Consider the following 13,721-nt stretch of genomic DNA (forward strand, 5'->3'; position numbering starts at 1 on the left):
TATGGCTTCATCCGCTTCTCATCCGAAAGAGTCTCTTCAGAAAGACAAAATCCGAATCCTGCTATTGGAGGGCGTCCACCAGTCCGCCGTGGAACTGCTGACTTCCCGCGGCTACACCAACGTGGAATACATCAAGACCGCGCTGCCAGAAGACCAACTGATTGAGAAGATTGCCGACGCCCACTTTATCGGGATCCGCTCCCGTACCCAACTGACGCGCAAGGTGCTGGAGAATGCACCTAAGCTGATCGCAGCGGGCTGCTTCTGTATCGGCACCAACCAGGTGGACCTGGAAGCCGCTACCGAGCTCGGCATAGCGGTATTCAACGCGCCCTACTCCAACACCCGTAGCGTAGCCGAGCTGGTGATCGCCGAGGCGATTATGCTGCTGCGCGGTATTCCGGAGAAGAATATGGTCTGCCATCGCGGTGGCTGGCAGAAGTCTGCGGTGGGTTCCTACGAGGCCCGCGGCAAGACCCTGGGTATCGTTGGCTACGGCGCCATCGGCTCCCAGACTTCGGTGCTTGCCGAAGCCATCGGTATGCGCGTGATTTTCTTTGATGTGGTCACCAAACTGCCCCTGGGCAACGCCTCCCAGGTCAACAGCCTGGACGAGCTGCTGGCACAGTCTGATGTGGTCTCCCTGCACGTGCCGGAGCTGCCGTCTACCAAGTGGATGATCGGCGCCGAGCAGATCGCCAAAATGAAGAAGGGCGCCATCCTGCTGAATGCTTCCCGCGGCACCGTGGTGGAAATCGAACCACTGGCGGAAGCGCTGAAGAGCGGCCATCTGGCGGCCACCGCCATCGACGTTTTCCCGGTGGAACCCCGCGGCAACGACGACGAGTTCCTCTCCCCGCTGCGCGGCCTCGACAATGCCCTGCTAACGCCGCACATCGGCGGCTCCACAGTGGAAGCTCAGGAAAATATCGGTGTCGAAGTGTCCGACAAGCTGGCGCTCTACTCCGACAATGGCACCACTACCAGCTCGGTGAACTTCCCGGAAGTTGCCCTGCCGGGCCACGTGGGCACCCACCGCCTGCTGCACATCCACAAGAATGTGCCCGGCGTGCTCGGTGCCATCAACCAGGTGTTCTCCGAAAACGGTATCAACATCTCCGCCCAGTTCCTGCAGACCAATGAGACTGTGGGTTACGTGGTAATTGATGTGGACGCGGAGTACTCGGATCTGGCACTGGAAAAACTGAAGAATATCCCCGGCACTCTGCGCTGCCGCGTGCTCTTCTGATACACCGGGTCTGAAACGGCGGCCTTCCGCAGCGCTGCCAGACCGCCCGATCATCTGATAGACTCTCGCAAACCCGGACGGCGACCCGCCGCCCGGGTTTCTTCTTTTCTTTCTTCCCGAATTAACGGCTCGACTTCACTGCCCAGCGATGTTTGCTGCGCGCCGGGCCAAGGCGACTCCAAGTGCAAAACCAGAATTCCGACTCGGCTGCCGCTGGACTGCTGGCAGGCATCGGCGCTTTCCTGATCTGGGGATTCGCGCCGCTGTACTTCAATCTGCTTGACGGTATTTCCGCTCCGGAAATTCTCAGCCACCGCAGTGTCTGGTCGTTTATCCTGGCCCTGATCCTGCTGGCCGCCATCGGCAAATTGCCGGATCTGCGCGCGACACTGGGCTCGCGCAAAAAAATGCTGACCCTGCTGCTGTCGACGATCCTGATCGGCAGCAACTGGCTGGTGTTTATCTGGGCCATCACCAACCAGCATCTGCTGGATGCCAGCCTTGGTTACTACATCAATCCGCTGATCAGTGTGCTGCTCGGGGTTGCGGTGCTGGGCGAACGACTTCGGCCGTTGCAGTGGCTGGCGGTGGCTCTGGCCGCGGTGGGCATTGCCTATGAACTGTGGCAGTTCGGGCGGCTGCCATTGATTGCGCTGTTCCTGGCATTCACCTTCGGCTTTTACGGACTGGTACGCAAGCGGGCACCGGTGGACAGCCTTACCGGCCTCGCCGTGGAAACCATGTACATGCTGCCGGTTGCCCTGGGCTTTCTGTTCTGGACCTCAAGCCCCACCAGTAACCTGCTCAATAACAGCTGGGAACTGAATGGCCTGCTGCTTCTGGCCGGCCCCATCACCCTGACACCGCTGCTGCTGTTCAATATCGCTGCGCGCCGACTCAATCTCTCGACCATCGGATTCCTGCAATACCTGGGCCCGACCCTGATGTTCCTGCTGGCAACCCTGCACTATCACGAGCCTTTCGATAGCGGCAAACTGGTCACCTTTGCGTTCGTGTGGATGGCGCTGGCCTTTTATTCTGTCGACGCACTGCAGCAGCGGCGCAAACGCCGCGCACTGAGAAATAAGGGAATTTGAGGTCGGGGAAGCTGGCGCGGATTACTGGGCCAGCCAGTCGTCCAGCGCCTTGAGTATCTGCTGCCGGTAGGGCTGGGTTTCATTGATCATCTGATGGCGGGCACCGCGCACGATCACCCGCTTGCTGTTGGGAAAGCGGTCGCGAATGACGCGCATGTTGTAGCGCCAGTCCACGGTGCCATCGTCGGTGCCCTGAATCACCAGGATCGACTTGGGGTTGCGGGCGGTTTTCGGAAACACCTTCAACCAGTCGACCATGGCGCCCAGCCAACGAATCGACATCACCGGCGACTGCAAAGGGTCGCGGTGGGCCTGGCGGCGGGAAAACTCGGCGTCGTGGGTATTGATATTGAAGCCGCGGCTGGGGTGCGGCATCAGGTAGCGCCCCAGGTAGAACATCCACTTGCGCAGATGCCAACGTGCCGGCCGCACCAGCGGCGCCAGTAACATGATTTTGTCGAATGGCTGCCACAGGCTGAATTGCAGGTAGCTGAGCAGTGTCGCACCGCCGGTGCTCTGCCCCATGCCGTGCCAGGGTTCCGGCATTTTCCCTTTCGCTTTGCGCAGCAGCGCTTCCAGTACTTCCCGGTATTGCAGAAATGTATCGATGGCCACCGGCTCACCGCTGGAGAGCCCGTGCCCGGGAAAATCCACGGCCACCACGTTGAGGCCACGCTCGAGACCGAAGCGGATGGCTGCACCGTATATACCGGTGTGGTCAAAATAGCCGTGGCAGATGAACAGGGTTCCCCTGGGGTTTTCCACCAGCCAGTACTGGGCCACCAGCTCAAACCCGGTGGATTTGAAGGTGCCGATGCCGGTAGCGGAAGATTCGGGAAAGTTCAGGCGATAGAAGTTGCGGTAAGAAATAACCGACTCGGGGAGGGGCTGGTCGCAGGCGAAATCCAGTGCCGGTAGCTGACTCCGCAGGGCGGAATAATCCGGGCGGCGAATCACCGGGCTGGGGTCAACAGCGTTAAATTCTTGCAGCAAGTCCATGACTCAATAGTACTGCATTTTTAAACGAAAAAGAGCGAACCGAAGTTCGCCCTTTTCACGCCGGATAAACCACAACGATCAATTGATCTTGGGTACCAGCTCGCCTTTCTCGTAGCGCATGAACATGGTCTCAAGGCTCACGGGCTTGATCTTGCTGGCGTTACCGGCGGTGTTGAAGGCCTCGTAGCGGGCCACGCAGATGTCCTTCATGGCCTTGGTGGTGGCCGCGAGGAATTTGCGCGGATCAAACTCGGACGGGTTCTGGGCCAGGAAGCGGCGCACGGCACCGGTGCTCGCCAGGCGCAGGTCGGTGTCGATATTGACCTTGCGCACACCGTACTTGATGCCTTCGCAGATCTGCTCCACCGGCACACCGTAGGTTTCCGGGATCTCACCGCCGAATTCGTTGATCACCTTCAGCCACTCCTGCGGCACGGAGGAAGAACCGTGCATCACCAGGTGGGTGTCCGGAATGCGCGCGTGGATTTCCTTGATGCGGTCGATGGCCAGAATGTCACCCGTGGGCGGGCGGGTAAATTTGTAAGCGCCGTGGCTGGTGCCACAGGCAATCGCCAGGGCGTCCACCTGGGTTTTCTTGACGAAGTCCGCGGCTTCTTCCGGGTCGGTCAGCAGCTGGTCGTGGGACAGTTTGCCCTCGGCACCAACGCCGTCTTCTTCGCCGGCCATGCCGGTTTCCAGGGAACCCAGACAACCCAGTTCACCTTCTACGGAAACACCGCAGGCGTGGGCCATGGCCACCGCGCGCTGGGTTACGTCAACGTTGTACTCGTAAGACGCCGGGGTTTTGCCGTCGTCCATCAGGGAGCCGTCCATCATTACCGAGCTGAAGCCCAGCTGGATGGAGCGCTGGCACACCGCGGGGCTGGTGCCGTGGTCCTGGTGCATGACCACCGGGATGTGCGGGAACTCTTCCACTGCGGCCAGAATCAGGTGGCGCAGGAAGGGGGCACCGGCGTATTTGCGGGCACCGGCAGAGGCCTGCACGATTACCGGAGAGTCGGTTTCATCGGCCGCCTCCATGATCGCGCGCATCTGCTCCAGGTTGTTGACGTTGAACGCTGGAATGCCGTAGCCGAACTCGGCAGCGTGGTCCAACATTTGGCGCAAGCTGATTAAAGCCATGAAAAAACCCTTTCTCGTCGAAATTTAGCTGGATAAATCGTTACTGCTGGTGTGCGATTCCTGACGAATTGCCGGTCGCATCTCTTTTTAGGTATTGGGTACTTCTACATCGAAAAAACATCGAAAACAGGTCGCTGACGAAGCAGGCTCGCTCTGGAGCCCGCTCCGCTACTGGTGTCTGTACTGCTAACCTGTACTGCTAATCAGTCGTTGGCGCGGCTTTCCAGCATGGCCACTGCCGGCAGTACTTTGCCTTCCACATACTCGAGGAATGCACCACCCCCAGTAGAAATATAGGAAACCTGCTCGGCAATGCCGTACTTATCCACAGCCGCCAGGGTGTCACCGCCGCCGGCAATGGAGAAGGCGTCGCTGTCGGCAATGGCCTTGGACAGACGCTCGGTACCGCCGCCAAACTGATCAAACTCGAACACGCCCACGGGGCCATTCCAGATGATGGTCTTGGCACTTTTGAGAATATCGGCCAGCGCCGCGGAGGAGTCCGGGCCGATATCGAAAATCATGTCGTCTTCGGTTACCGCATCTGCGGACTTGGTCTCGGCCGCGGCAGATTCACTGAACTCCTTGCCGGTCACCACATCGGTAGGTACCGGGATGTCGCATTTCTGCATCAGGCCCTTGGCGGTGTCGATCAGGTCGTGTTCACACAGGGACTTGCCTACCGGCTTGCCGCTGGCTGCGAGGAAGGTATTCGCGATACCGCCGCCGACAATCAGCTGGTCCACTTTGTCAGACAGGCTCTCCAGCACGGTCAGCTTGGTGGAGACCTTGGAGCCACCGACGATGGCCACCATCGGGCGCGCCGGGTTGGCCAGGGCTTTTTCCAGTGCATCCAGCTCCGTCGCCAGCAGCGGGCCAGCACAGGCGATAGGCGCAAATTTGGCCACACCGTGGGTGGAGGCCTGGGCGCGGTGGGCGGTACCGAAGGCATCCATCACGAACACATCGCACAGGGCCGCGTACTGCTTGGCCAGGGCTTCATCGTCTTTCTTCTCGCCCTTGTTGAAGCGCACGTTTTCCAGCAGGACTACATCGCCATTTTCCAGAGAAGCAAGTTCCGCGCCGCCCTGCCAGTCTTTCACTACCGGCACGTCTTTGCCCAGCAGCTTGCCCAGGTGCGCCGCGACCGGCGCCAGGGAGAATTCTTCTTCGTACTCGCCCTCAGTGGGACGGCCCAGGTGAGACATCAGCAGGACTTTGGCCCCGGCATCGACAGCGGCCTGGATGGTCGGCAGTGCCGCGCGAATACGCGCATCGGAAGTGACCGCTCCGTCTTTTACCGGAACGTTCAGGTCTTCGCGGATCAGGACGCGCTTGCCCGCCAGATCCTGGTCCTTCATCAATTTAACCGCCATAGCCAATCCTCTGTTGCTGGTTACTGAATACTCACTTACCCGGAAAAATGTGGGTACTACTCCGGAAGCGGGCGCGGATTATAAGCTGTTGCGATTCCCCCTGCCCACAATGCAGAGGGAGATGGTTGCGGCGCGGTCACCCGGAGAGCGCATTCGCGGAGCAGGAACCCGGGTACCAGAAATCGGTGCTGCGGCGCGGAGTATATCAATCCGTTTTGTAAATGAATTACCGCACACTATCGATATCATGGTGATAGCGCTGTCATTTTTACAAGAACGCAAAAAAATGCCTACCAGCGCCCCGCCGCGGAGAAATTCGCCTCCCCGGACAGACATACACCGCCGAGATCCCGCGCGCCTGAGCCGGCCCCCGGGTATGCGACTAGTATTCAAAAAGAAACAGGAGCAAGCGATGCAACCAGCCCGGGTAGAAGAGTTCAGCGCCCAGTGTCCCTACTGTGGCGAATCCATCCTGATGTTGATCGACACATCGGGGGGCAGCCGCCATTACATCGAAGACTGCACCGTGTGCTGCCGGCCAATCCAGGTGCTGGTGAGTGTGGATATGGAGGGGGACTGGCAGGTGCAGCTGAAACACGAAAACGACGTCTAGCCATTGGTCATGTTAAAACTATCCCCGCTAAAACAGGGTCCCTAACAGGGGCAACAACAGAACAACAAGAACAACAAAAAGGGCCGCGGGTTTTCACCCGCGGCCCTTTTTGCATCCTGTGAGATGGAAAGCGTTATGCGGTCTGGTGAATCTCGCGCGCCGCACGCTCGGCACTGGTCACGGCACCGTCAATGTAACCGAAGGTTTCCAGCTCGGTGTGCTCGCCGCAGAAGTGGATATTGCCTTCCTGCAACGGATGCGCGCCCCACCAGGAGGTGTAGCTACCGAAGGTCGGGGTCGAGTAGGAACCTTTGGACCAGGGATTCGCAGACCACTTGGACTGCATCGCGGTACCGGTGTAGGCGGCGCCGGTGCCCGGGAAAAAGTTGTCGACGATATTCAGGAAGTGATTTACATCAGCGTTTTTGGGTGCCGCAAACGGTGTGCTACCACCGAGGTTCGCACCGTAGTTACCTCCAAAGAAGTTCACCAGAATACCGTCCTGTGAGCCGGTGATAGAGGTGGAGTCCCAGGTATCAAACAACTCCGGGCGGCCTACATAGCTCACGCCATTGGTAGTGAACTGCTGACCGTTGATGTACTGCGACTGTGCCCAGGGACGGCTGCTGGCATGAATCGCCATTTTACCGTTGGTACCAAATGCCATCTGTTCGATGGCCATGCGTTTTTCTGGGCGGAAGCTGTCGTATAGCGCCGGCTCGATATCCACATCCCGGAGCAGGGAGAATGGCAAGGCCAGTACCAGCTTGTCGCAGTTGTGTACGTAGCCGTCTTCAAAAGTCAGGGTGTAAGGGCCATCGATGCTGCCGTTGATCGCCACCAGCTTGCGACCGGTTTCGATGGTGCCTTCCGGCAGCTGCTCGACCATCTTGCTCCAGATCTGGTCGTTACCACCGGCAATACGGAAGCGCTCGTCGGTACCCGCCAGCGGCAGTGCGCTGTTGATCGGGTTCCAGGCCAGCAAGTAGATCAGGTTCAGGGCCGTCTGGTCTTCCGGCTGCAGGCCGTACTCGGCAACCAGGTCCGCCTGGAATACCTGCCCCATATTGGAGCTGGCACCGATGCCGACCTGATCCATCCAGCTGTTGGAGTCGATGTAATCGAGCGCCTTGTGGGTGTCATTGTGCCAGTCGTAGGTCGGCAGCCAGGGGGCATCCTGCTGTACCTTTTTGAAGATTTTGTAGACGTCGCGCCACTCTTCGTTGAGCTGGTGCTCGGTGTAGTGCTGGCCATTGACGTAATAGAGCTCACTGCCGCCCGGCACCGCGTTGCCGTTGACGTCTTCCACATCCAGACCCAGCTCGTTCGCCAGATTGCGCACGCCATTGTGTTCGGTAGAAATCAGCTCGCCACCGCGCTCGACGGGACGGCCAAAAATAGTGCGGTTGGTATTCACCCGGCCACCCAGGCGGGTATTACCTTCAAATACGGTGCTGGCAATGCCGTACTGCTGCAGGCGATGGGCGCAGCGAATACCCGCAACACCGCCACCAATAATCGCCACGCGGCCCGGTTTGCCGTCGCCATTACCACCGCCAGGCGCCGCCATCACCGGCTTGGATACCGTACCGGCAGCCGCGCCAACACCCACCGCAGCAGCGCCCATACCCAGCTGCTTCAGGAAGCGACGACGCTCTTCAGTAGAAGCCGCCTTGCCACCCAGACGCGCACCTTCGGTCACGATATCGAGACTTTCATCGGCAGAAATTCCGGTTTTATCGGAAAGTGCCTGGGCGACGCGCATACGGCGCAACAACCCCGCAATGGGGGAGAGGGACTTGCGGCTTCTCATGATTTTTTTCCTGTGAGTGGTCAAAACTGGGATGTACGTCCCAGCAGTTATTTTTTGCGCCATTCTACAGAGCACACAGGAAAATGGAATGTTTGTTCGGTTTTGGCTAAAAATGCGGAACTAAGTACTTACAAACATGATAAACCCTTGTTTTAAGGTCACTTTTTCGTCAAAAACCCGCTTCAACCACCTCGAAACTGGCTTTTTAATAACCACAAAAAAACGGGAATTTTTTTCTGAAAGCAGGAATATCTCACTCTCTGTCCCCGTAAGCGCCACCTCATCTCATCCCGGTACGCCACCAGCCCCATTGCAGTCACAGCCGGTGACCGCTATAAAAAACGCTTCGGCCTCACGCCGAGCGGCATTGCCGGGAGATCCCCGGCCGCGCCGGCTCCGAACGCACACCGGAATACACCCGAACATAAGAGCCAACAATAAAAAGGAACCCTGTTATGGCTAACAGACTCTGGCTGCCAGCGACCCTGGCCCTCGCAATCTCCGCCTGCGGCGACCCCACGGCGGGCAGCAACAGCACCAGTAGTAAGGCTCCAGCTCCGGCGGAAGCCATCAACACCGCCACCGCAGCAGCACCGCAGGCCCTCAGCATCGACTACGAAAAATTCACCCTGCCCAACGGCCTGCGGGTGATCGTGCACGAGGACCGCAAGGCGCCGATCGTGTCCGTGGGGGTCTGGTATCACGTTGGCTCCAAGGATGAAAAACCCGGGCGTACCGGTTTCGCTCACCTGTTTGAGCACCTGATGTTCAACGGTTCGGAAAACTACGACGACGAATACTTCAAGCCCTTCGAGCAGGCTGGTGCCACCGGCATGAACGGCACTACCTGGCTCGACCGCACCAACTATTTCGAAACGGTGCCCAGCAACGCACTGGATATGGCCCTGTGGATGGAGTCCGACCGCATGGGCCACCTGCTCGGCGTCATTACCCAGGAGAAACTGGACGAGCAGCGCGGCGTAGTACAGAACGAGAAACGCCAGGGCCAAAACCAGCCCTACGGTAAAGTGTGGGAAAAACTGCAGGCGTCCATCTTCCCCGCTGGCCACCCCTATTCCTGGACCACCATCGGCTCCATGGAAGACCTGAACGCGGCCAGCGTTGACGATGTACACGAGTGGTTCAAAACCTATTACGGCGCGGCCAACACCGTGCTGGTACTGGCCGGCGATATCGACCTGGAAACGGCCAAAGCCAAGGCCGAAAAATACTTCGGTGATATTCCCGCGGGCCCGCCGCTGGCGAAGAAAGATTCCTGGATCGCCAAGCGCGACCAGTCCAGCCGCGAAACCATGTACGACCGCGTTGCCCAGTCTCGCCTGTACAAGGTATTCAATACTCCCAACCTGGGTCACGCCGATGAAGAAGCCATCAGCGTTGCGGCCTCGGTACTGGGCGATGGCAAGAACTCCCGCCTGTACCAGCGCCTGGTGTACGAAGACCAGATTGCCACCAGCGTGAATGTGGCGTTGTACGAATTCGAACTGGCCTCCATGTTCCAGATCATTGCCGATGCCAAACCCGGCGTTGACCTGGCTAAGGTGGAAGCGGCGATTGATGAAGAGCTGCAGAAATTCCTCGAGCAGGGTCCCACCGACGCCGAGCTGGCGCGGGTCAACATGAGTGAGTACTCCTCCTATGCCCGCGACCTGGAACAGGTGGGCGGCTGGAGCGGCAAGGGCGTGATCCTGGCCCGCGGTGAACTCTACTTCAACGACCCCAACGCCTACCTTGAAAGCCTCGGCGAAAAGCAGCAACTGACCTCGGCCCAGGTGAAAGCCGCGGCCAATAACTGGCTCGCCAGCGGCGATCACAACCTGGAAGTACACCCCTTCCCGGAATACAAAACCGCAGAGGCCGGTGCCGACCGCAGCAAGCTGCCGGAACTCGGCGACTTCCCCTCGGTACCCTTCCCGGAAATCCAGACCGCGGAAATGGCCAACGGCCTGAAGATCGTACTGGCAGAGCGCCACTCGGTGCCCGTGGTAAACATGGAGCTCAAGTTTGATGCCGGCTACGCTGCCGACCAGGGTGCAAAACTGGGTACGTCCAGCTACACCATGTCGATGATGAAGGAAGGCACCAGCCACCTGAGCGCGCTGGAAATCAGCGCCAAAGAAGAGATGCTCGGCGCCCGCATTGGCACCGATGCTGACCTGGATTCCTCCAGCGTCACGCTGAATGCACTCACCAGCAACCTGGACGAGTCTCTCGGCCTGTTTGCAGATGTACTGCTGAACCCAGCGTTTGCGGATGAAGAAATCGAGCGTAAACGCAGCCGCTGGATTGCCGGTATCCAACAGGAAAAAACCAAACCGGTACAGATGGCCCTGCGCAACCTGCCGCCGCTGCTGTACGGTGACGATCACGCCTACAGCATTCCATTTACCGGCAGCGGCACCGAAGAGTCCATTGCCTCACTCACCCGCAACGACCTGGTGAACTATCACCAGAGCTGGCTGCGCCCGGACAACGCCACCCTGATTGTGGCCGGCGACATCACCATGCCGCAGTTGCAGGAAAAACTGCAGCAGCACTTTGCCGACTGGACGGCGCCGCAAGGTGCAAAACCGGTGAAGAACCTGGCCAAGGTGGCACTGCCGGAGAAATCCAGCGTCTACCTGATCGACAAGCCGGGATCCGAGCAGTCCATCATCATCGGCGGCCTGCTGGCGCCCTCGGAGAAAATTGCCGAGCGTGAAACCCTGCACATGATGAACGACATTCTCGGCGGCACCTTTACCGCGCGCATCAATATGAACCTGCGGGAAGACAAGCACTGGGCGTACGGTGCTTACTCCTTCCTGACCGGCGCCAAAGGCCAGCAACCGCTGCTGGTGTACGCACCGGTACAGACCGACAAAACCAGTGAATCCCTGGCGGAACTGCAAAAGGAACTGCGGGCTTACATTGGCGGCAACCCGGCCAAAGTGGACGAGCTGCAGAAACTGAAAGACAAGCGCATCAACGAATTACCCGGTCGTTTTGAGACCATCAATTCCGTTGCCGGTGCCCTGTCTTCACTGGTCACCTACGAGCGCCCGCTGGACTATATGGACGGCTACGCGGCGCAGGTACGCGGTATCGACCTGAAGCGGGTACATGAGCTGGCGAAGCAGACCATCAAGCCGGATCAGTTTGTGTGGGTGATTGTGGGCGATAAGGAAAAAATCGCCGACAAGGTAGCAGCGCTGGAAATCGGCACCATCGCCGAGCTGGATGCTGACGGCAAGCCTGTCGCTGGCGACAGCTGAGCAATTAGCCGCAATCTTTGCAGCTACAAACTGTAACTACAAAATGTAATTGCAAAATGTAATTACAACAAAAAGGGCCGCGGTTTATACCGCGGCCCTTTTTTTGCTGTGTACCCTGTAACGTTTGATACGCAGAAATTTGCCACTGAGGGTAGCATTTCGCGCCAAACCAGCAATAGGAACGATGGTACCAATTAGTGCATTCCTCGTTTTAACCATAACGAGCAATATCCTCACAACCCCCAGCAGATTGCCGCGTTTTTCATCCTGAAAAACAGAATTTGCTCACTTATCCACACTTGCCTCATTCCACAATTGGAACACCAGCAAAAGCTGCTAGATTTTCATCACCGGCTGTACGTCTGTACCGGTTCAGGCACTGCTGCAGCCAGCAAAACCTTTAACAATAAGAAGTAGCAGCCCATATTGGAGCTTCATAACAATGAGAAAAAACCTTTCATCCCTAACATTCGGCGCGCTGGCCCTTGCCGTCGCCGTCCAGGCCAGCGCCGCGGATGAGCGCTACATCGTCAAATTCAAAGAGGGCAAAGGCCCGGCCGTAAAAGCGATGATGGAAAAGAACGGCGGGCGCTCGGCCCTGGCCCTGGAAAAACACAACGCCATGGCCGCCAACCTCCCGCAAAAAGCCCTCACCGCCATGCGCAATAACCCCAATGTGGACTACGTGGAAGAGGATGTGAAGCGCTACCCGATGGCGGAAACCACGCCCTTCGGCATTCCGATGGTACAGGCCAATCTGCTCAGCGATGCCATGGCCGGCAACCAGACCGTATGTATCATCGATTCCGGCTACGACCTCAATCATGAAGATCTTGCCGGGAATAACGTGAATGGCAGTAACGATTTGGGCACAGGCTTCTGGTACACCGATGAGAACAGCCACGGCACCCATGTGGCCGGCACCATCGCCGCCATCGGCGGAAACGGTACCGGCGTCGTCGGGGTAAACCCGAACCGCAACCTCAATCTCTACATCGTCAAGGTCTTTGGCGCCGACGGTTGGGCCTACTCATCGTCTCTGGTCGCGGCAGCACAGGATTGTGCCAACAATGGTGCCAGCGTAATCAATATGAGCCTCGGCGGCACCATGAAGTCCCGCACCGAAGATCAGGCATTTGCCGCGCTTTACAGCAACCAGAACATTCTCTCCATTGCCGCGGCCGGTAACGACGGCAACACCCGTCATTCCTATCCGGCATCCTACGATTCCGTGGTCTCAGTTGCAGCCGTCGACAGCAATAAGATGGTCGCCGACTTCTCCCAGCAGACCGATCAGGTAGAGCTCTCTGGGCCCGGCGTGGACGTCCTGTCTTCCGTACCCGTGGGCATGGGCCTTTCCACCACATTCTCTGTGGCTGGCAATGCGATAGAAGCTTCCGGTATGGAAGGCAGCCCTCAGGGCAGTGCCAGTGGTGCCTTGATGGATTGCGGCCTGGGTGAAGCCGCCTGTGCCGATGCCAGCGGCAAGGTGTGCCTGATTTCCCGCGGCAATATCAGCTTCGCGGAAAAGGTCCAGGCCTGTGAAGCCGGCGGTGGTGTCGCCGCGGTGGTCTACAACAATGAGCCCGGTATGCTGTTTGGCACCCTCGGTGAAACCGCAACCGGCATTCCGTCTGCGGGGATTTCCGATACCGACGGCGCTACCTTGCTCGGCCAGATTGGCAGCAGCGCCAGCCTTGCCATCCAAGCCAGCGACTATGCGTATTTCAATGGCACCTCGATGGCCACCCCCCATGTAGCCGGTGTTGCCGCGCTGGTATGGAGCCACTTCCCCAGCTGTAGCGCCAGCGAAATCCGCTCCGCGCTGACCAGCACCGCGGAAGATCTGGGTACTGCAGGACGGGATAACGCCTACGGTTTCGGTCTGGTGAAGGCCAAGGATGCGGTGGATTACCTCACCGCCAACGGCTGTGGTGGCGGCTCAGGTAGCAGTAGCTCCGGCGGCAGCAGCGGTGGCGGCAGCGGCGGCGGCAAGCCCTGCAAGGGCAAAAACTGTAATTAATCGGCAATAGCCAAACCACAAGGGGCCGATATCGGCCCCTTTTCTTTAAGCCCTTTCTTTAAGCCCTTTCTTTAAGCCCTTTCTTTTTCCCCTGTAGAGCGCCTCCTGCAGAGAAAAAATATCGCTCGATAAA

At 58.5% G+C, this 13,721-nt stretch carries 9 protein-coding genes; 5 read left to right on the forward strand and 4 right to left on the reverse strand.

Translation table 11 applies throughout. The annotated features are described in order from the left end of the window. Position 1 precedes the first annotated feature (1 nt). On the forward strand, positions 2-1,249 hold the full coding sequence (serA, locus tag M0G74_RS04490) for a phosphoglycerate dehydrogenase (RefSeq protein ID WP_248215041.1): 1,248 nt from the start codon (positions 2-4) through the stop codon (positions 1,247-1,249). Positions 1,250-1,431: 182 nt separating this feature from the next. Continuing rightward, on the forward strand, positions 1,432-2,346 hold the full coding sequence (gene rarD / locus M0G74_RS04495) for an EamA family transporter RarD (RefSeq protein ID WP_248215043.1): 915 nt from the start codon (positions 1,432-1,434) through the stop codon (positions 2,344-2,346). 21 nt (positions 2,347-2,367) lie between these two features. Here the strand turns inward: rarD and M0G74_RS04500 are convergent, their stop codons facing one another. From M0G74_RS04500 to M0G74_RS04510, 3 genes are all read right to left on the reverse strand, one after another. Further along, positions 2,368-3,345 (reverse strand): alpha/beta hydrolase, encoded by a 978-nt coding sequence (locus M0G74_RS04500; RefSeq protein WP_248215044.1) that lies wholly within the window; start codon positions 3,343-3,345, stop codon positions 2,368-2,370. A 78-nt stretch (positions 3,346-3,423) separates the two neighbouring features. Continuing rightward, on the reverse strand, positions 3,424-4,488 hold the full coding sequence (gene fba, locus M0G74_RS04505; RefSeq protein ID WP_160152247.1) for a class II fructose-bisphosphate aldolase: 1,065 nt from the start codon (positions 4,486-4,488) through the stop codon (positions 3,424-3,426). A 203-nt stretch (positions 4,489-4,691) separates the two neighbouring features. Next, positions 4,692-5,864 (reverse strand): phosphoglycerate kinase, encoded by a 1,173-nt coding sequence (locus tag M0G74_RS04510; protein WP_160152246.1) that lies wholly within the window; start codon positions 5,862-5,864, stop codon positions 4,692-4,694. Between the two features lie 412 nt (positions 5,865-6,276). Between M0G74_RS04510 and M0G74_RS04515 the strand changes: the two genes are divergently transcribed. Beyond that, positions 6,277-6,477, forward strand: a complete 201-nt coding sequence (locus M0G74_RS04515) for a CPXCG motif-containing cysteine-rich protein (RefSeq protein ID WP_248215046.1) — start codon at positions 6,277-6,279, stop codon at positions 6,475-6,477. Positions 6,478-6,610: 133 nt separating this feature from the next. Here M0G74_RS04515 and M0G74_RS04520 read toward each other — a convergent pair whose 3' ends face one another. Next, entirely contained in the window at positions 6,611-8,290 is a 1,680-nt protein-coding gene (locus M0G74_RS04520; RefSeq protein ID WP_248215047.1) for an NAD(P)/FAD-dependent oxidoreductase, read from the reverse strand. 455 nt (positions 8,291-8,745) lie between these two features. Here M0G74_RS04520 and M0G74_RS04525 point away from each other — a divergent pair, with 455 nt between their 5' ends. Then, positions 8,746-11,565: a pitrilysin family protein gene (locus M0G74_RS04525; RefSeq protein WP_248215049.1), complete on the forward strand. Its 2,820-nt coding sequence runs from the start codon at positions 8,746-8,748 to the stop codon at positions 11,563-11,565. A 442-nt stretch (positions 11,566-12,007) separates the two neighbouring features. Beyond that, positions 12,008-13,588, forward strand: coding sequence for a S8 family serine peptidase (locus M0G74_RS04530; protein WP_248215053.1), 1,581 nt, complete (start codon positions 12,008-12,010; stop codon positions 13,586-13,588). Positions 13,589-13,721 lie beyond the last annotated feature (133 nt).

Source organism: Microbulbifer sp. CAU 1566, assembly GCF_023156515.1.
In the GTDB taxonomy this organism is placed as follows: Bacteria; Pseudomonadota; Gammaproteobacteria; order Pseudomonadales; family Cellvibrionaceae; genus Microbulbifer.

What these genes read in the sequence shown, in the direction of transcription:
- M0G74_RS04520 (WP_248215047.1), bottom strand. Translation starts at nt 8,290, where the DNA reads ATGAGAAGCCGCAAGTCCCTCTCCCCCATTGCGGGGTTGTTGCGCCGT.
- serA (WP_248215041.1), top strand. Translation starts at nt 2, where the DNA reads ATGGCTTCATCCGCTTCTCATCCGAAAGAGTCTCTTCAGAAAGACAAA.
- M0G74_RS04515 (WP_248215046.1), top strand. Translation starts at nt 6,277, where the DNA reads ATGCAACCAGCCCGGGTAGAAGAGTTCAGCGCCCAGTGTCCCTACTGT.
- M0G74_RS04530 (WP_248215053.1), top strand. Translation starts at nt 12,008, where the DNA reads ATGAGAAAAAACCTTTCATCCCTAACATTCGGCGCGCTGGCCCTTGCC.
- M0G74_RS04510 (WP_160152246.1), bottom strand. Translation starts at nt 5,864, where the DNA reads ATGGCGGTTAAATTGATGAAGGACCAGGATCTGGCGGGCAAGCGCGTC.
- M0G74_RS04500 (WP_248215044.1), bottom strand. Translation starts at nt 3,345, where the DNA reads ATGGACTTGCTGCAAGAATTTAACGCTGTTGACCCCAGCCCGGTGATT.
- fba (WP_160152247.1), bottom strand. Translation starts at nt 4,488, where the DNA reads ATGGCTTTAATCAGCTTGCGCCAAATGTTGGACCACGCTGCCGAGTTC.
- M0G74_RS04525 (WP_248215049.1), top strand. Translation starts at nt 8,746, where the DNA reads ATGGCTAACAGACTCTGGCTGCCAGCGACCCTGGCCCTCGCAATCTCC.